General features: G+C 62.3%; 17 protein-coding genes. 11 read left to right on the forward strand and 6 right to left on the reverse strand.

Features of this window, described 5'->3' with window-relative positions; genetic code table 11:
- The first annotated feature begins 68 nt into the window (after nucleotides 1–68).
- From HMPREF2912_RS03540 to HMPREF2912_RS12985, 4 genes are all read left to right on the forward strand, one after another.
- Nucleotides 69–491 carry a cell division protein SepF gene (locus tag HMPREF2912_RS03540; RefSeq protein WP_070683254.1) on the forward strand — a complete coding sequence of 141 codons (423 nt, stop codon included), beginning with the start codon at nucleotides 69–71 and terminating at the stop codon, nucleotides 489–491.
- A 199-nt stretch (nucleotides 492–690) separates the two neighbouring features.
- Entirely contained in the window at nucleotides 691–1,002 is a 312-nt protein-coding gene (locus HMPREF2912_RS03545) for a YggT family protein (protein WP_070520150.1), read from the forward strand.
- Between the two features lie 168 nt (nucleotides 1,003–1,170).
- Nucleotides 1,171–2,301 carry a DivIVA domain-containing protein gene (locus HMPREF2912_RS03550; protein ID WP_070565470.1) on the forward strand — a complete coding sequence of 377 codons (1,131 nt, stop codon included), beginning with the start codon at nucleotides 1,171–1,173 and terminating at the stop codon, nucleotides 2,299–2,301.
- Nucleotides 2,302–2,408: 107 nt separating this feature from the next.
- A complete protein-coding gene (locus HMPREF2912_RS12985) occupies nucleotides 2,409–2,579 on the forward strand; it encodes a hypothetical protein (protein WP_168166643.1) in 171 nt (56 codons plus the stop codon).
- Nucleotides 2,580–2,644: 65 nt separating this feature from the next.
- Here HMPREF2912_RS12985 and HMPREF2912_RS03555 read toward each other — a convergent pair whose 3' ends face one another.
- Entirely contained in the window at nucleotides 2,645–3,718 is a 1,074-nt protein-coding gene (locus tag HMPREF2912_RS03555; RefSeq protein WP_070683255.1) for an HNH endonuclease signature motif containing protein, read from the reverse strand.
- Between the two features lie 366 nt (nucleotides 3,719–4,084).
- Here HMPREF2912_RS03555 and ileS point away from each other — a divergent pair, with 366 nt between their 5' ends.
- A complete protein-coding gene (ileS, locus tag HMPREF2912_RS03560; protein ID WP_070683257.1) occupies nucleotides 4,085–7,282 on the forward strand; it encodes an isoleucine--tRNA ligase in 3,198 nt (1,065 codons plus the stop codon).
- Nucleotides 7,283–7,391: 109 nt separating this feature from the next.
- On the opposite strand, the gene HMPREF2912_RS03565 is transcribed toward ileS, so the two are convergent.
- Entirely contained in the window at nucleotides 7,392–8,639 is a 1,248-nt protein-coding gene (locus tag HMPREF2912_RS03565) for an MFS transporter (protein WP_210396367.1), read from the reverse strand.
- Between the two features lie 107 nt (nucleotides 8,640–8,746).
- Nucleotides 8,747–9,388, reverse strand: a complete 642-nt coding sequence (locus HMPREF2912_RS03570; RefSeq protein WP_070562676.1) for a GntR family transcriptional regulator — start codon at nucleotides 9,386–9,388, stop codon at nucleotides 8,747–8,749.
- 151 nt (nucleotides 9,389–9,539) lie between these two features.
- On the opposite strand from HMPREF2912_RS03570, the gene HMPREF2912_RS03575 reads away from it, so the two are divergent.
- Nucleotides 9,540–11,012 carry a DNA polymerase IV gene (locus HMPREF2912_RS03575; protein ID WP_070683261.1) on the forward strand — a complete coding sequence of 491 codons (1,473 nt, stop codon included), beginning with the start codon at nucleotides 9,540–9,542 and terminating at the stop codon, nucleotides 11,010–11,012.
- Here the strand turns inward: HMPREF2912_RS03575 and HMPREF2912_RS03580 are convergent.
- Nucleotides 11,009–11,944 (reverse strand): asparaginase, encoded by a 936-nt coding sequence (locus HMPREF2912_RS03580; protein ID WP_070683263.1) that lies wholly within the window; start codon nucleotides 11,942–11,944, stop codon nucleotides 11,009–11,011. The two genes, HMPREF2912_RS03575 and HMPREF2912_RS03580, sit on opposite strands and share 4 nt — an antisense overlap.
- A gap of 106 nt (nucleotides 11,945–12,050) precedes the next feature.
- On the opposite strand from HMPREF2912_RS03580, the gene HMPREF2912_RS03585 reads away from it, so the two are divergent.
- Nucleotides 12,051–12,680, forward strand: a complete 630-nt coding sequence (locus HMPREF2912_RS03585) for a WKL family lipoprotein (protein WP_070519893.1) — start codon at nucleotides 12,051–12,053, stop codon at nucleotides 12,678–12,680.
- A 125-nt stretch (nucleotides 12,681–12,805) separates the two neighbouring features.
- On the opposite strand, the gene HMPREF2912_RS03590 is transcribed toward HMPREF2912_RS03585, so the two are convergent.
- Nucleotides 12,806–13,753, reverse strand: coding sequence for a DUF6263 family protein (locus HMPREF2912_RS03590; protein ID WP_070683265.1), 948 nt, complete (start codon nucleotides 13,751–13,753; stop codon nucleotides 12,806–12,808).
- A gap of 32 nt (nucleotides 13,754–13,785) precedes the next feature.
- On the opposite strand from HMPREF2912_RS03590, the gene lspA reads away from it, so the two are divergent.
- The 4 genes from lspA to HMPREF2912_RS03610 are packed head-to-tail and all read left to right on the forward strand — an operon-like array spanning nucleotide 13,786 to nucleotide 16,107.
- Nucleotides 13,786–14,316, forward strand: a complete 531-nt coding sequence (lspA, locus tag HMPREF2912_RS03595; RefSeq protein WP_070519897.1) for a signal peptidase II — start codon at nucleotides 13,786–13,788, stop codon at nucleotides 14,314–14,316.
- Nucleotides 14,300–15,223, forward strand: coding sequence for an RluA family pseudouridine synthase (locus HMPREF2912_RS03600; protein WP_070519900.1), 924 nt, complete (start codon nucleotides 14,300–14,302; stop codon nucleotides 15,221–15,223). Before lspA ends, HMPREF2912_RS03600 begins: the two co-directional genes overlap by 17 nt.
- The gene (locus HMPREF2912_RS03605) at nucleotides 15,220–15,819 is read left to right on the forward strand and encodes a hypothetical protein (protein ID WP_046647987.1); all 600 of its coding nucleotides are present in this window, start codon (nucleotides 15,220–15,222) and stop codon (nucleotides 15,817–15,819) included. The genes HMPREF2912_RS03600 and HMPREF2912_RS03605 overlap by 4 nt, the downstream gene beginning before the upstream one ends.
- A gap of 18 nt (nucleotides 15,820–15,837) precedes the next feature.
- Nucleotides 15,838–16,107 (forward strand): type II secretion system protein, encoded by a 270-nt coding sequence (locus tag HMPREF2912_RS03610; protein WP_070519902.1) that lies wholly within the window; start codon nucleotides 15,838–15,840, stop codon nucleotides 16,105–16,107.
- Here HMPREF2912_RS03610 and rarD read toward each other — a convergent pair.
- Nucleotides 16,104–17,009 (reverse strand): EamA family transporter RarD, encoded by a 906-nt coding sequence (gene rarD, locus HMPREF2912_RS03615; RefSeq protein ID WP_070519904.1) that lies wholly within the window; start codon nucleotides 17,007–17,009, stop codon nucleotides 16,104–16,106. The genes HMPREF2912_RS03610 and rarD overlap by 4 nt on opposite strands.
- Nucleotides 17,010–17,063 lie beyond the last annotated feature (54 nt).

Here is a 17,063-nt window from a genome sequence, read left to right on the forward strand (position 1 = left end):
TGACATTGCAAAAGTGCATTACAAGACAGCAAATGAACAGCACACACTAGGTCAGAGGGAGACCCAGAATGTCACTGATTGATAGGACTAAAGAGTTCTTCGGGCTGGGCCCGATGGACATGGACACCGACGATGCTTACTACGCTGACGAGCGTAGCTACAGCGCTCCGGCGTACGCGCCTTCCTACGAGAAGCCGGAAGAGGAATTTGTCCCGACCATCGTGGCGCTGTCGCTCGTCTCTTTCGACGATGCAGCGAAGGTCGGTGGCCCTTTCCGCGACGGTGACGCAGTGGTCTTCGAGCTCACTGACGCTGACCGTGGCTCTGCAAAGCGCTTCGTTGATTTTGCCGCTGGCCTCTGCTTTGCACTGGAGGGCCGCATGAAGAACCTGACCAAGGGCGTGGACACCAACCGAAAGGTTTTTGCCATCGTGCCGAAGGGTGCCGATATCTCCACTGTTGAGCTGGAGCGCGCAGCTCATCTGCGCTAAGTACGTCGCGTTCTACCGTCTCATCGATTTCTTTTCTCCCGTGTTGGCTTAGGGGAGGGAAAGCGATGGGGCGGTTTCGCATTTATGTGGCCGGCGGCGAACTGAGTTCGGGGATAGTTAGCCGTTCATGTTCGCCGAGCGCGAACCGGAGGGCAGGGGAATACCGTTAGCGGGGGTGGTTCGGATAGGCTCGGGCACTGTGAATGCTTTAGGTTCAATTCTCCTCGTTGCCGTGAGTCTTTACTCGTGGATTTTGTTAGCGCGAATCGTCATCGAAATGATTCAATCTTTTTCGCGCCAATTCAATCCACCCCGCTGGTTCATGATGGTTGCAGAGGTGCTTTTCGTAGTCACTGACCCGCCGGTTAAGGCGCTGCGAAAGGTGATTCCTCCGCTGCAGTTGGGAGGCGTTGCGCTCGACGTTTCCATCATTGTTTTGTTCCTGCTTTTGTCCATTCTTTCGCAACTGATTTCGTGGCTATTTTTCGGCCCCAGCGGACTTGCTGTGTAACTAACGGGTGTATTAAACCCTCCTGTTAACGTTGAGACTCGTGCCAGCGTTAGATAATGTGTTGATTCGGATACAATGAGTTAGCAAAATCCGTATTATTAACCGCATATGTACCCGGCCTCTGGAACCTCTAGAGGTTTGACCGATTCGTAAGGGGAAGAGAAGTCAATGCCACTGTCACCCGCTGATGTACACAACGTCGCTTTCAGCAAGCCGCCAATTGGCAAGCGTGGCTACAACGAGGATGAGGTAGATCAGTTCCTCGACCTCGTTGAGGATGCTCTTGCTCAGCTGCAGGACGAGAACGATGATCTCCACGCCCAGGTTGAGGAACTGAAATCTCAGACTTCGGCCGGCGCCGCTGGCGGCGCTACTGCCGCTAAGGTCGACGAGGCCGCTGTGCGCAAGGAAGTTGAATCCAAGCTTCGCGCCGAGTACGAGGCAAAGCTGGCTGACTCCAAGAATGAGATTGCCAAGGCCAAGGAAGAGACGAAGCGTGCGCAGGAGCAGGCAAAGGCTGCTCAGGCACAGTCTTCCCAGGCGTCGGCTGCTCAGGCAAAGGACAACTCCGCCGAGCTCAAGGCAGCTCGCGAGGAAGCTGCCGCCGCCAAGCGCGAGCTCGAGGCTTCCAAGAAGGAACTGGCGAACACGAAGAAGGAGCTGGAGTCCGCAAAGAAGAACTCCGCAGCCTCCACCACCGCCTCTTCCGCCGCTGCCGTGGCTGGTGTGGGCGCTGCCCAGTCCAACGCACAGGGCCTGGCTACCCCGGATACTCATATGCAGGCAGCCCGCGTGCTGGGCTTGGCTCAGGAGATGGCGGACCGTCTCACCAGCGAGGCCAAGGCTGATTCCGAGTCCATGCTGGCTGAGGCCCGCACGGCGGCAGAGAAGCAGCTTGCCGACGCTGACTCCCACTCCAAGGCCCAGCTCGCGGACGCCCAGAAGCGCTACGAAGCTCAGCTGCAGGAGGCCGATACCCGCTCCAAGAAGCTGGTGGCGGACGCTGAGAACAAGGCAAAGCAGACTGAGTCCGACGCTACGTCCCGCGCCGAGGCGCAGATTCGCCAGGCAGAGGAGAAGGCAGCTGCGCTGCAGGCCGATGCCGAGAAGAAGCACACCGAGGTCATGAACACGGTCAAGCAGCAGCAGACCGCTCTGGAGGCTCGCATCTCCGAGCTGCGCACCTTCGAGCGCGAGTACCGTACTCGCCTCAAGACGCTGCTGCAGTCTCAGCTTGAGGAGCTGGAGTCCCGCGGCACCGCTGCTCCCAACGGTGAAGCCGGCAAGTCCAACAATTAATCACTGAATCAGCGGCGTCCCTGCGGGGGCGCCGTTATTCTTTTCTGTGGGTATGTATTCTCAGTAGGTATTGATTTTTCAGGCAGTGACGGGGAAGGAGAGCGCGCATGCTTATCGGTGCATTGTTTTTGGCCTTTGTGGCTTTCTTGGCGTTCGTGAATTACATCCTCTCCGCCGCTGAGTGGTCTTTGTACCTGCTCTTTGCTTCTGCTGGGGTGGGCATTGTCCTGTTCGTTGCAGATACCGTGATTAAATTGCGCCGCAAGCACGACGAGTAGCCCTCGCCCCAGCAGTAATCCTGGGTGGAGGGCTTTTTCTGCGAAGACACCTAGTAGTGTCGCTCCTAGTCGTCTCTTTCCGGGGCGTCGAATAGCCCGGGAGGCGCTTGCAGAGGCGTGGGCGGCGGGAGATGGCCGTACGTTCTCGTGGCCCTTCCGTTGATCCGGGCCATGCGGCCGCGTCCCGGTGGCGCGTTCGGGTCGTCCTGGTTCACGCCATTATGATACGGGCACAGCATCACTAGGTTTTCCTGGTTGGTATAGCCGCCGTTCTTCCACGCGATGAGATGGTGAACTTGGCATTCATCGGCGGGCTTCATGCAGGAGCCCCAAGCACAGACCGGGAACTCGGCCATGGCCATGATGCGCTGCTTGATGCTGGCGGAGCGCTCCTCATAGTAGAGGTTGACTGGCCCGTGATAAGGGTGGAAAAGGGTAGCTAGTGCGCCATCGAGGTCGATCTCACCAGCGATAACCTTGTTGAGGTATTCCGCGCCGGTCATCGTTGCGCCGTTGGTCATCTGTAGCGTGATTTCTTCGCCGTCGCCGCTGAGAATCTTCGTCATGGCGTCCAGCGGGACCAAGATATTGGTTTGCAAACCACGGCGCGGGGCGGCGCCTTTGAAGAAGGCTTCGCGGATGGATTCGAGGGGGCGTTCGCGGTCGATGGCGTCGCTAAGCTCTGCAATCATCTGCGCGGGGCCTGTGATCGCCATCGTCCACGGTGCGTTGCGGCGGCGGTAAACAGTCACGCCCTCCTTCGGCGTGGGTGGTGCCGAGTGTTCCTTGAGCTTCTTCTTCGCCAGTGTTTCCATCGCGAGGGTATCGGCGCTCGTCCGGCAGAGTTCTAGACGCAGTTTCCAGCCCAGTGCTTGTGTCTTGGCTTTGCGGGCATAGCGGTCGATGACCTCTAGGGTAGGCAAAGAATGGCCGCGCTGGCGCGCAGCTTTCACCGCGTCGCGTTGCATCCGCGTCATGGCGGTCTTGCCAAAGAAACTGGTGTGCAAGCGCACCAATTGCGCCGCGGTTTTGTCTGGGGAACCGGCGGCGATGAGGTCTGCTTCAGACATGCCTTCGCACTCGGCGACGACATCGATGCCGGCCCCGAGTGCGTCGAGAAAAGTCTGTAGCGCGTTCATATTTGTGGAGCTTAAAACACCTTATGACCTGCGCGCATTAGAAAAAATGTTCCTGTGGAAAACCTTATCCCAGGTGCCTCTTTTGTGCACTGGCGTTTCTATTTTGGGGTTCACGGGAACCTGCGCCTGTGAAAACTTGACCCCTCGGTTATACTTTGGAGCTATATGCAGTGAGCCGGCCATCACCGGGGAGCATTCCGGAAGAACGTGCTTCGCGCTTAGCGGAGCATTATTAGAACCGGGCGGGTAGGGACCGTCATCTCCTTCACATCAATGAAGCGGGGCGCCTCGGCGCCCAAGCGGGGTGGTACCGCGAGCCGCAAGGCGCGTCCCCGTCACAGCGAATGAGTGAAGGAATTTTTTTAGATGAGTAACAACCCCGCGAACGTCGGCAGTGTTTATCCCAAAGTCGATATGACTGCTGGGTCTTCTCGCTTCCCCGATATGGAGCAGGAAGTCCAGAAGTACTGGAAGGCCGACGACACCTTTAAAGCCAGCCTCAAGCAGACCGAAGGCTGCCCAGAGTACGTCTTTTATGATGGCCCTCCTTTTGCCAACGGTCTGCCGCACTACGGCCACCTGCTGACCGGTTACGTCAAGGACATCGTCCCGCGCTACCGCACCATGGCCGGCAATCACGTCCCGCGCGTCTTTGGCTGGGACACCCACGGTCTGCCAGCGGAGCTGGAGGCAGAGAAGCAGCTCGGCATTACGGACAAGGGCCAGATCGAGGAGATGGGCCTAGAGAAGTTCAACGAGTACTGCGCCAAGTCCGTCCTCGAGTACACCGATGAGTGGGAAGAGTACGTTAACCGCCAGGCCCGCTGGGTGGATTTCGAGAACGGTTACAAGACCATGGACTTGGAGTACATGGAGTCCGTCATGTGGGCGTTCAAGGAGCTCTATGACAAGGGCCTGATCTACCAGGGCTTTAGGGTTTTGCCGTACTCCTGGGCGGAGCACACCTCTCTGTCGAACCAGGAGACGCGCTTGGATGATTCCTACAAGATGCGCCAGGACCCGACCCTGACGGTGACATTCCCGGTGGCTGGTGCCGTGGAGGGAAGTGCGGCGGAGAAGACGTTGGCGGAGAACGCCGAGCTTGCCGACGCCTCCTTCCTCGCCTGGACCACCACCCCCTGGACCCTGCCGTCCAACCTGGCTTTGGCGGTCCACCCGGAGGTTGACTACGTGCTGTTCAAGGCCGCCGAGGGCGACTTTGCTGGCCGCACCTTCATCATGGCTGAGGCGCTGACCGGCACCCTGGCGAAGGAGCTGGGTGAGGTGGAGGTCCTCAAGACGTTCCAGGGCGCGCAGTTGGAGGGCTTCAAGTACGAGCCCATCTTCGGATTCTTCCCGGATGTGGAGAATGCGTACCAGGTCTTGCTCGCGGACTACGTCACCACTGAGGACGGTACCGGCGTGGTCCACCAGGCTCCGGCCTTCGGTGAGGACGACATGTTCACCTGCCAGAAGTACGGCGTAGGCCTGGTCATCCCGGTGGATGAGGACGGCAAGTTCACCTCGCAGGTGCCGCCGTATGAGGGCCAGCTCGTCTTCGATGCCAACAAGGCCATCATCAAGGACCTGAAGGCGGCTGGCCGCGTGGTACGCCACGTGACCATCGAGCACTCCTACCCGCACTCCTGGCGCTCCGGCGAGCCGCTCATCTACATGGCGCTGCCAGCATGGTTTGTCAAGGTAACGGAGTTCCGCGACCGCATGGTCGAGCTCAACCACAATGAGATCGAGTGGCTGCCGGAGCACATCCGCGACGGTCAGTTCGGCAAGTGGCTGGAGGGCGCTCGCGACTGGAACATCTCCCGCACCCGCTACTGGGGCGCTCCGATCCCGGCGTGGATCTCCGATAACCCGGAGTACCCGCGCGTCGATGTCTATGGCTCGCTGGATGAGCTGGAGCGTGACTTCGGCGTGCGCCCGACGAGCCTGCACCGTCCGTACATCGATGAGCTGACCCGTCCGAACCCGGATGATCCGACGGGCAAGTCCACGATGCGCCGCGTGCCCGATGTGTTGGATTGCTGGTTTGAGTCCGGCTCGATGCCGTTCGCGCAGAAGCACTACCCGTTTGAGAACAAGGAATGGTTTGAGACCCATTCCCCGGCGGACTTCATCGTGGAGTACTCCGGCCAAACACGCGGCTGGTTCTACCTCCTGCACGTGTTGTCCACCGCCCTGTTCGACCGCCCGGCGTTCAAGAAGGTCGTCGCCCACGGCATCGTGTTGGGCAACGATGGCCTGAAGATGTCGAAGTCCAAGGGCAACTATCCGAATGTGAACGAGGTCTTCGACCGCGATGGCTCGGATGCGATGCGCTGGTTCCTCATGTCTTCGCCGATTTTGCGCGGTGGCAACCTCATCGTTACCGAGCAGGGCATCCGCGAGGGCGTGCGCCAGGCCATTCTGCCGATCTGGAACTCGTACACCTTCCTGCAGCTCTATGCCTCCCAGGACGCGAAGTTCGACGTGAGCTCCACCAACGTGTTGGACCGCTACATCTTGGCCAAAACGCATGACTTGGTGAAGAACACCAACGACGCGCTGGCGAATACCGACATTGCCTCGGCGACGGAAGAGGTCCGCCTCTTCGCGGACGCGCTGACCAACTGGTACGTGCGCCGCTCCCGTGATCGTTTCTGGGAGGGCGAGGAAATCCATCCGGAGGCCTTCAATACGCTCTACACGGTCCTGGAGACGGTCTCCCGCGTGGTCGCGCCGCTGCTGCCACATGTGGCGGAGGTTATCTACCGTGGCCTGACCGGTGAACGCTCTGTGCACTTGGCCTCCTACCCGAAGACCGAGGACTACCCGGCTGACGATGCCCTCGTGGCCGCCATGGACGCCACCCGTGCGGTGGCCTCCGCGGCGTCCTCGGTGCGCAAGTCCAACAAGCTGCGCAACCGTCTGCCGCTGCCGAAGCTGACGGTGGCGATGAAGGATTCGGCGCGCCTGGCGGATTTCAAGGACATCATCCGGGATGAGGTCAACGTTAAGGACGTTGAGCTTACCGACGATGTCGACGCGGTGGGCACCTTCGAGGTCGTGTGCAACGCCAAGGTAGCCGGTCCGCGCTTGGGCAAGGATGTTCAGCGAGCTATCAAGAACCTCAAGGCGGGCAACTACGTGCGCGAGGGCGAGGACGTCGTGGTCGACGGCGATATCCGCCTGTCCCCGGACGAGTACACCGAGCGCCTCAAGGCGGCGAATGCGAAGTCGACGGCTCGTGTGGAAGGGCTCGATGGCCTCGTCGCCGTGGATACCGAGGTGACGGAGGAGCTCGAGGCAGAGGGCTGGGCTGCGGACGTCATCCGTGGTTTGCAGGATGCGCGTAAGGCCGAGGATTTCGTGGTGACTGACCGCATCACCGTGGTTCTCTCCGTCCCGGCGGAGAAGGAAGAGTGGGCTCATCGCCACAGCGAGCACATCGCGGCGGAGGTGCTTGCCGTCGACTTCACTGTGACGACCCAGGCTCTCGAGCCAAGCGATGGACAGAACATCCATGATGTCCTCAAGGGCGTGACGGCTACCGTGGCCAAGGCCTAAATCCGCAGCGAAAAGCTCCGCTTCCCTCGAGTGGGAGGCGGAGCTTTGAGCATTTGCGCACTGGTGGCGCAGGGCGGCCCGGAGGGGCCGCGATGACGGGGCGTGTGCGCTAGCGGCGGGTGCCGGGCAGGTGTGCGCGCCACGCAAGGATGACGTTGATGAGGCACACCAGCGCCAAGAAGCTGCCGACGCTGAACAACGCCGTGAAGCCGATGTAGGGCGCAAGCGCGCTAAAGGCCATCGGGATGAAGAAGCCAGTGTAAGAAATGGAGTAGTACACGGCGGTCAAGCCGGCGAGCTCTCGCTCGCCCGCGATGCGCTGGACCTCGGACAATCCAGCGACCAGCGCCAAACCGTATCCCGCGCCCATCGTGGCGGCGGCCGCGATGCCGAGCGGCAGGGACAGTGAGTGAGCGGCAAACGCTCCGAGGATTGCGCCGACGGTGATGACGAACATCGACAGGGCCGAGGCTCGCGCGGACTTGTGGGTATCAACCAGGCGGCCCAGCATCTGGACGGCCACGCCGCAGCCCAGGGTGATGACGGTCATCAGGCCGGAGAAAGCGATGGGGGCGTTTCCAGCGGATTCGGATAGCAGCTGTGGAAGGAGCGCATAGGCCGCTCCCGCGCAGCCAAAGACCCAGGGGGCCACAGGCACGACGACACGCAGGAAACGCTTGTGCGCAGCGGCGGGGATGTGGAGCATCTCCAGCATGTCACGCACCCTGAGCTCCAGGATGGTGGTCTTGACATCGCCTCGGCTGGGCTGGCGGGTCTCAGGCGTATGCAGGATCCACACGGCAGTCAACAGCGTGAGCAGCATGTGGAGGATATAGGCCGTGTGAGTCGGCCATGGCCCCCACTGGGCCAGCACCGAAGCGATACCCGCGCCGACGAGGAAGCCGGCGGTCAAACACAACGAAGCCTTACGAGCGCCGGACGCTGGGTCGCCGCCGGCGCTCGTGATGAGCTCCGTAATCCACGTTGAACCCACCGCCATGACTAGGCCTAATGCCATACCGCACAAGACGCGTCCCAACGCGATGATGAGTGGTTCGTTGGGGGCGATGGAGAGCAAGAAAGATCCCACCAAGGACAGCGGTGCCGCGGGGAGCAGCAGTGGGCGGCGGCCGAGCAGATCGGACAGCGGGCCACCGATGAGCAGTGCGGGGATGATGCCAACCACGTAGGCGGCTAAGAGCCCGTTGACCGTCACCTGGGAAAAATTCGAGGTCTCGCGGTACATCACCAGCAGCGGGGTGAATTCATTTCCGCCCCAAGCAACCGCGATCATGGCACCGGCGACGGGGAACCACGCGCGCTTAGGCAGCGGCGCTTCGGCGGAGCGGCTAGGCAAGCCTGGGGTGGCAGCGCTTTCAGTGCTTACGGTGGTGTCGGCGTCTGTGGGGGCGTCGGGTTGGGGAGTAGGCGCCTCGACAAGCGGGTTCGAATGCGCAGAGACAGTCACAGTTGCTTCCTTGAGGAGTTGAGGTGGGAATGGAGTTCGGTCAAGTAGGTGTCGATGTCGCCGGTGCGGAGGGCGTCGGCAAGCAAGGCGTGCTGGGCTACGAAGCCGCGTGCCTTCTCGACGCTGCGGCCGATGGCAGTTGCGGTAAAGCGCTGTTGGCGCTCGCGCAAGGTGTGGCCGAGGTGGGCGAGGAGGCGGTTGCCGCCGTTGTCCATGATGGTTTGGTGGAACTTCGCATCCAGTTGGGTATAGGTGCCCAGATCGCCAGCGTCGAGGGCGGCCTTTTGCTCATCGATGGTGGCGACGAGGACATCGGCGATGAGACCGCGCTCCTCTGCGGACAGTCCGCAAATATGGCGGGCAGAGTTCTCATCCACGAGGAGGCGCGCCTCGTAGACCTCACGGATTTCGCGGGGGCTAATCGGTACGACCAGCGCACCGCGCTTGGGATAGAGCTTCAAGAAGCCCTCCACCTCCAAACGGAGGAAAGCCTCGCGCACCGGGGTTCTACTCATTCCCAGCTCGGCGGCAAGGGCGGCTTCGGAGAGCATCTCCGAGTCATCGATGTCGTCATCGATGATGCGGCGCTTGAGGTGATCGTAGGCCCGTTCCGCGGCGGGTACCTTGTCTTTTTGCATGTATACATGATGCATGCATGCGGTGCTCTCGGTCTAGCGCAAACGCCAATTCGTGAGACATTGATCACGCGGTGGGCAAGTGAGAGCTAGTTCTCTCACGGCACGGTTGGGGTGCCTTGCTGATGCGAATGTGTGTTTTAGACTTGAAGGCATGCAACGCTGGGTTCTTCACATCGACATGGACGCGTTCTTTGCGTCGGTGGAGCAGCTCACCCGCCCTACCTTGCGCGGCCGGCCTGTGTTGGTGGGCGGAACGAGCGGACGCGGCGTCGTCGCCGGTGCCTCTTATGAAGCCCGCGCATATGGAGCTCATTCCGCAATGCCCATGTTCCGCGCGCAGCAGCTCGTGGGTTATAAAGCTGTGGTGGTGCAGCCGCGCCGGGCGGTGTATGTGGCGGCCTCGCGCCGGGTATTTGGAATTATTGCGCAGCATGCGGGGGTCATCGAACAGCTCTCCATCGACGAGGCCTTCATGGAACCGGCCGCACTCGTCGGAGCCACGCCCGCCGAAGTCCGTGAGTGGTCGGAGAATTTGCGCCGAGTGATTCGAGCCGAGACGGGCCTTCCCAGCTCCATCGGCGCCGGTGCAGGAAAGCAAAGCGCGAAGATTGCGTCAGGGGAGGCCAAACCGGACGGTACTTTCATCGTGCCCCAGGAGCGCTTCGATGAGCTCATCCACCCGCTGCCGGTGGGCAAGCTTTGGGGAGCGGGCCCAGTCACCCAGCAGAAGCTCGCAGCTATCGGCGTGGAGACTATCGGCCAGCTGGCGGCGATGAGCCGCAAGGAAGTCGAGGTCTCACTGGGGAACGTGGTGGGCGTGCAGCTGTGGGAGCTCGCCCAAGGGATTGATGAGCGTCCGGTCGCCCCGCGCGCGATTGCTAAACAAATCTCCACCGAGTTCACCTACCCCACGGACCTGCGCACGGCGGCGGAGGTGGATGCGGCACTAATCCGCGCGGCGCAGGGCGCGCATTCCCGCCTGCTCAAGGACGGCCGCGGCGCGCGCACGGTGACGGTGAAGTTGCGGATGGCGGATTTCCACATCGAATCCCGCTCGGCCACGCTGCCCTATGCCACGGATGACCTGAAGGTCCTCGAGGCTAAGGCCTTGAGCTTGGCGCGCTACCCGGAGGAGCTCGGGCCCATCAGGCTGGTCGGGGTGAGCTACTCGGGTTTGGAGGAGGCCCGCCAAGACGTGCTATTTCCTGAGCTCGACCGCGAGGTCGTGCGTCCAGCTCCGGATACGGATTACGAGACTGGCGTCAGCGACCACCTGCCCGGCGCGCCGGAAACGGAGACGGAGCCCAGAGCAGAGTCGGAAACGCTGGGAGAAGCGGGATCGGATTCGATGCGCCGCTGGCACGCTACGCAGGACGTCCACCACCCCGAGTTTGGACACGGCTGGATTCAAGGCGCCGGCCATGGGGTGGTCAGCGTGCGCTTTGAAACTCGCGCTACGGGCCCGGGGTTTGTGCGCTCTTTTGCGGCTGAGGATGAAGATCTCCACCCGGCCGATCCATTGGACTCACTGGCGTGGGAGGGGGCGCTGCCAGGCGACGCCACCGAGGCCGATGATCCTGTGACTGACACCGCTGGGGAGGAACCGCCACGCGAGGATAGCTAGCCCGCGGTATAAGCAGTGGCGGAGGGGGCAGTGCTAAACATCTCTGCCACCGGTGTGTCGGTAGCGAGTGCCGCGGCGAGCATAATGCGGGCTTGGCCGGCTCGGAATCCACCGGAGGCTACCGCACCCATCTCGCCCAAGGTGGCACCGCCACCTGCGCCGCCATAGGCCAGCTTGGTAGTTCCGTAGGGCGTGCGGGTGCTAATCACCACGGGCACGCCCGCTTGCAGCGCGCGGGCAACCCCAGCTCCCATCTCTTCACCCATGTTCCCCGAGCCCATGGCTTCGATGACGAGGCCATGGGTGTGGTTGAGGGAGGCGTCGACAAGCGCGGCGCCGGCACCCGGGTAGGCGGCGATGATCTCAACGGGGTGTTGCGCCATGGGGGAGAGCGGCAACGGCGCCAGAGCGGAGTCACCCACCGGTAGCTCCTCAAAGCCGTTGAGCTGCGAAGTATGCCACTTGCGCGCGCCGCGTCCGGGAATGGTCTTGCCGCCGAATTGCACCCACACGCCGGCCTTTCCGGAACACAGGAGCTCATAGGAATCGCGCAGGTTGCGCGGGCCATCACCAGCCGGGTGGTCGAAGGCGCGCTGCGCGCCAGTGAGCACGATGGGCCCCTCACCGAGGTCGAAGAGGGATAACGCCAGCGCGGTTTCCTCCATGGAATCGGTGCCGTGCGTGATGAGGACGCCATCAATCTCTGGGCGCGCAAGGTGCTGGCGCGCACACAGCAGTAGCTCATCGAGGTCTGCCAAAGTAATCGAGCTGGAATCCAGCGCGCGGAATTCCACCACCTCAATGTCGTGTGTTCCGACTTCAGCGTCGAGGAATTGGGCTAGCTGTTGCCCACTGACGGTGGGGACCAGGGATCCGTCACGGACCGTCGTGCAGGCGATGGTGCCACCGGTGGTGATGAGGGCGAAAGTCATGACAGCAGGCTACTACAGGCACGCACCTGCGCGGGAACCCCAGGGCGGCGGTCGTGGACGCTAAAGTAAAAGGGATAAACCACGATCCCCTACGTGAGGAGTATTTGTGAAATCCTTCAAGCTGAGCGCCGCCGTTGTGGCCCTGGGCGCCGCGACTGCCCTGGCTGCCTGCTCGTCTTCCGAGGATGCAGACACCGAGAACAGCACCGCCGCTAAGCCTTCGGGCGAAACCTCCGCATCGCAGGTGGCCTCCACCGAGATGCCGACCGTGGAGCAGCTCAATGAGATCCTGACCAAGGCCGCCGACCCGAACCTTCCACAGGAAGAGAAGGTCCAGCTGGTCCAGGGTAGTGAGACGGCGCCAGAGCTTTTCGACGTCATGTCGCAGTCCCAGGCCGAGTCCGGCGCCACCTTCGAGGTCGTGGCCCCGGTCATCCCGGGCCTCGTGCCGGATTCCGCGCTGGCGACCGTCCACATCAACACCCCGGACGGCCAGCAGCAGACCGCCGACCAGGTGGAGTTCATCAACGAGGGCGGCACGTGGAAGCTGTCCAAGACGTGGGCCTGTGTCCTGGTCACCAACATCGTCCCGCCGGAAGAGGTGCCGGAGATGTGTGCTGATTCCGTACCGGAAGGCGCAGAGGCGCCTGCCGACGCCCCGGCAGAAGGTGCCGAAGCTCCTGCCGACGCTCCGGCAGAAGGCGCAGAGGCCCCGGCCGACGCCCCGGCTCAGTAAGACTGGGATTCAAGCTTCAGCGCCCGCCACCACACTGGATTGAGAGCCAGTGGGTGGCGGGCGCTGCGCTGTCCGAAGGTCGGCGCGCGGTTGCCTGATGCGGGGCAGGCTCGGCGCGCAGCGGACTAGTCGGTGGTGAACGTCATATCGGTGGCGCTGGTTTGCACCACGCGAAGATCGGAGCTGTCCGCACCATAAGAAATGGCAGTAGTCACGGAGACATCGCCGGCGGTGGGAAGCGGTTTGGTCAGATCAACGGTGACCGTGCCCTTCGACGTCGACGTGGTGTCCATGACCTTGAGCTCTTTGCCCCGCAGCTCCTCGGGGGCGTCAGCGCCGTCGAAGGAGAGCGCGCCCAGGGACGGCCGCTGCTCAACCTCGACGTTGAGCGTGGCGATATCCCCGTCGAGCTTGTCCAAGGTATAGGTCGTGGTTTGCAGCAGCGTGGACTCGCCGGTAACGCGCGATTCCACGACCCACTGAGCGCCGGAGCCAATTTCCTCATCCGGGAAGACGATGGGCAGCGAGGTCAGGCTGGTGATGGCGCGCTCCACAGTGCTGCGGGCCTCGTCGGTTGCGGCCTGCGGGGCGGCTAGGCGCAGCGAGTTCATTTGGCCGCTATCCGTGCCGCGCCACCCAAACTGGAAGCCCTCGGCGGAGGAGACGTCCGCGCCTTCGGCCGCAGGTTTGCCCACGGTAACGAAGGCGTTGCGGCTGGCCGGCAGCTGGCCCTCAACATTCTCGGTGGCAGCCTCCACCGAGGCCTGTAGGGGAAGGGTGACCTTGTCCTTGGCCGCTGGTGCAGGAGCCGAGCTGCCGTCCTTGCGTAATTGCTGGTCAAAACCCGTGGCGACCTCATAGGTCAGCTCCTGAGTGGCATCGAGATCCTTATAAGCCACAACGCGGCTTGCGTCGTCACCGGGTTCTAGGAGGGTGACGCGCGGGGCATCGAGGGCTAAGCCCACTGGCTCCTCTACTGGCTTGGCCGGCTGGGAATAGGAACAGCCGGCGAGCGCGCCGCTGACTCCCAAGACGGTGGCGGACAGGACTGCTAGAGCTCTCACACGAAACACGCATTCCAAATTACCGGATAAGCCTGTTTAGAATGGAACGGGTGAAAGTAAGGAGTTATATCGGAGTGATGGTTGCGGTGGTGCTCGGTGTGGCCGCCGTCGACCAAGCCGTGAAGGCACTGATGCTGTCCATCCTCACGGAAGGCGAAGCCCTACCGGTAATCGGTGATTGGTTCCGCTTCTACCTTCTGTTTAACCCCGGCGCCGCCTTCTCCATGGGAGGGGAAGGCTCGACGTGGCTGTTTACCACTATCCAACTCGCCTTCGTTGTTGGCGTAGCAATCGCCGCCCCGCGCATTCATGACAAGTGGCAGGCCATCGGGCTGGCGATGATCGCCGGCGGTGCTCTGGGCAACCTCATCGACCGCCTCGTGCGCGAGCCAGGGTTTTGGTTCGGCCACGTGGTGGATTACATCTCCGTGGGTAGCTTCGCTGTTTTCAATATCGCGGATGCGGCCATTACCTGTGGAGTCGTGGTCTTCATCATTGCGATGTTTTGGGCGGAGATGCACGAGAAAGCTGAAGAAAAGGAAACGGGGGAGAGTAATGCGCGAAAGCCGTAGGTTGCCGGTGCCCGAAGGTCTCGATGGCATGCGCGTGGATGCCGCCTTGGCCAAGCTCCTGGGCATTTCCCGCGCCCGCGTGGCCCAGCTGTGCACGGCGGGTGATGTGGAAATCGACGGTGCGGCCGTGGGCAAGTCCGAGCGCTTAAACGCCGGTGGCTGGATCGACGTCATGATGCCAGCGCCCGAGGAGCCGCTCATCCCTAAGGAAGAGCTGGTGGAGGGCATGGATGTCCTCTACGCGGACGAGGATGTCATCTGCGTGTTCAAGCCCGTGGGGGTGGCCGCGCACCCGACTTTGGGCTGGGATGGGCCCACCGTCATCGGCGGGCTGCGGGCGGCGGGCTATACGCTTGCCGACGCCGGACCTACCGAACGCAAGGGCATCGTCCACCGCCTCGACGTGGGTACCTCAGGCGTCATGGTGGTCGCCGCTAGTGAGCGGGCCTACTCGCAGCTCAAGAACGCCTTCCGCGAGCGCACCGTGAAAAAGACCTATCACGCCGTGGTCCAGGGCCTGCCCGATCCCATCGTCGGCACCATTGATGCGCCTATCGGGCGTCATCCTTCCGCGGGCTGGAAGTTTGGGGTCATTGATGACGGCAAGCCGGCGGTGACGCACTACACGCTGCTCGAGGCCTTCCGCGAGGCCAGCCTCCTTGAAGTCCACCTGGAGACCGGCCGCACCCACCAGATCCGCGTGCACATGTCTGCTACTGGGCATCCCTGCGTGGGCGACCCGATGTATGGTTGCGACCCGAACCTGGCGAAACGCGTGGGCCTTAACCGCCAGTGGTTGCACGCGGTCGAGCTCGGTTTTACTCACCCGGGCACCGGCAAGTGGTTCGAATGCACCGCACCCTACCCGGACGATCTCAAGCACGCCGTGGAGGTATTGCGCGGATGAGCCCGCAGCGGAGCACGCGCCAGCGCATCTATCGGCGCCGCCGTGCCGCGGCACTGGTGCTGCTGGCCGTGTTGGCGCTGGTGGTGATTGTCCTTTTCGGTCTGCTTGGCACGCAGCCTCGCTCGGCGTTGCAGGGAGACCAGCTGGGCCCGGATGGAACCGAGACTGCCGCCGAATACCGCGAGCGCGCGGAGGCCTCGCTGGCGCAGGCGGATAAGCCAGCCTATGCGCTGGTGGGTTTTAATAAGCCGCTGAGTCCACACGACGTCTCTGAGGCCCTGCAACCAATCCAGCGCATGGATGCCATCGTGATCGGCTTGGCTGCCCCCATCGCTGTTCCCGAACCCGTCGCAGGGGCCGAGCGCGCCGACGTCATCGAGGCGGTGTTCGCCCGCGTGGCTGCGCAAGCCAATGGCATGGGCGAGGAAGTCCCCACGCACGTTGATGCGGTGGTGGTCTATTCTGCGGGCACCCAACTGCGCGCACTCGCCTCCGACCCGCGGGTCGATACCGTGGAGGTTGCCCCCGACGATGCCGCCTGGGGATCCTTCGGCGTGCGCCCGCCCGCTAACGTCGGACAGAACGAGAACCGCTAAAACAGTCAAGGAGAAGACATGCGCTTGTTTCCGAACACCTCTACGTGGCCGCCGAACTACCGCTTTGCTTACCTCTTGATGTGGGCGGGCGCTTTCATCGCCTCTGGGGCTGCCATCGCGCAAGGGATCTGGGGTGCGGACAAGCTCGCCCTCGGCATTCTCATCGTGGTGGCCATCTACTGCATCGCCATGGCCGTCCTCATGCCGCGGTGGGCGCTGAACGCGCGCGAGGAATCCGCCCGGCGCGCCCAGGCTAAGCAAGCGCGCGAGGAGCTGAAGCGCCGCTAGCCCTCTGCGGTGGCGCGTGATGCGTCGGCGGGGTGGAGGCGGGCGCGGCGTCGAGAAGCGCGGCCCATGCGCACCAAGTCTGCAAGGTAGATGATCACCGCAACCCAGATGATGGCAAAGCCAATCCAGCGTTCGGTGGACATGTGCTCCTGGGTCACGAACAGCGCCCACAGCATCTGCATGATGGGGGTCATGTACTGCAGCATGCCGAGGGTAGACAGGCGCAGGTGCTTAGCACCCTGCGCGAAACACAGCAGCGGTAGGGCGGTGACGAGGCCGGAGGTAATCAGCAGCGCGATGTGCCCGGGGCCTTCGGTAGTGAAGGTGGATTCGCCCTGTGCCTGCAGGTAGCCCAGATAGATGAGCGCGAAGGGGAGCATGACAATCGTTTCCGCGGCGACCGACCCCATGGAGGAGACCGTGATGCGCTTTTTAAGCAGGCCGTAGATACCGAAGCTGAAGGCTAGGGCCAGTGAGTAGTAGGGGGCCTGACCGGTCATGAAGGTTAGCCACAACACGGCGATGAAGGCGATGCTGACCGACGCCACCTGCGCCTTCGTCAGCTTTTCCTTGAGGAAGATGATTCCTAGGGCCACGGAGACGAGCGGGTTGATGAAGTAGCCAAGTGCGGCATCGGCCACGTGGTCGCTGTTGATGGCGATGACGTAGGTTCCCCAGTTGATGGTGATGGCCACGCCGCAGGCGAGCATCCACCCCCAGGTGCGCAAGCTGAACGCGCGTAACTCGCGCCAGCCGCCGGTTACCAAGAGCATTGCGGTGACAAGAACCGCGGTCCACACGATGCGGTGGGCCAAGATCTCGAAAGGGCTGGCGGGGCGCAGCAGCGGGAAAAACGCCGGGAAGAAACCCCACATGAGATAGGCAGCAATGGTGTAGAACATTTAAGAAAATGTACCTTAACGAGGACGTACGAGCGAAGTTTGACGTCCCCGCTA

The sequence above is a fragment of the Corynebacterium sp. HMSC056E09 genome (assembly GCF_001813425.1).
Lineage (GTDB): Bacteria > Actinomycetota > Actinomycetes > Mycobacteriales > Mycobacteriaceae > Corynebacterium > Corynebacterium hesseae.